This is a genomic window from Streptomyces sp. UNOB3_S3 (genome assembly GCF_020740895.1).
Lineage (GTDB): Bacteria > Actinomycetota > Actinomycetes > Streptomycetales > Streptomycetaceae > Streptomyces.
The window spans coordinates 1-923 of the sequence record NZ_JAILXP010000725.1; the positions used below are offsets into that span (position 1 = coordinate 1).

The window sequence follows — 923 nt, forward strand, 5'->3', positions numbered from 1 at the left end:
ACCTCGCCGCGCTCGGCCCCGTCGCCACCCTCGGCCCCCGGCTCCCCGGCTGCGCCGCGCCCCTGGACCTCACGGCGCCGCGCACCGCCCTGCCCGCGCGGCCGGACGGCGACGGCGACGCCGCCGTCGTCTTCACCTCCGGGACGACCGCGCGCCCGCGCGCCGTGGTGCACACCCGCTCCTCCCTCGCGGCGGGCATGCGCGCCGTCACCGGACTCGTCGCGCCCCGCGCCGGCCGGCCCGTGCTCGGCGGCACCTTCTTCGTCCTCGTACCGTCCCTGGCCCAGGGCGCCCCGGTGGCGCTCCCCGCACGCGCGCCCCGTGTCCTCGCCCGCCAACTGGCCCGGCTCCGCCCCCAGGCCACCTACCTGACACCACCTCAGCTACGTGCCGCGCTCGGCGCCGGCGCCTCCTTCACCGGCGGCGTCTGGACGGGCTCGGCACCCGCGAGCACCGAGCTGCTCACACGCGTCAAGCGGGCCGGGGCCACCGAGGCCTGGGGCGTCTACGCCCTGACGGAGCTCTTCCCGGCCGCCGCCGTGGAACAGGCCGAGAAGGCCGCCTTCACGGGCGACGGCGACCTTGTGGGCACCCCGCTGCCCGGCGTCGGGGCCCGCCTCGACACGGAGGGCGAACTGCTCCTGACCGGGGCCGCCGCCCGCCACCGCTACCTCGGCGAGGACCCCGCCCCCTGGGTCCGCACCGGCGACCGGGCCCGCCTCGACACGGACGGCCGGATCGTCCTCGAAGGCCGCTGCAAGGACATGGTGCTGCGCGGCGCCGAGAACATCTACCCCGGCCTGTACGAACCGGCCCTGCACATCCCCGGCGTCGAACTCGCCCTGCTCGTCGGCGTCCCCGCGCCCGACGGCGACGAACGCCTCGCCGCCCTCGTCCAGCCCGCCCCCGGCACGGACCCGCGC

1 protein-coding gene is annotated in these 923 nt (G+C 78.5%); it reads left to right on the forward strand.

Annotated elements, in window-relative coordinates:
- A partial coding sequence (locus K6I33_RS35305; RefSeq protein ID WP_229358870.1) for a class I adenylate-forming enzyme family protein occupies window positions 1-923 on the forward strand: 923 nt, incomplete at both ends.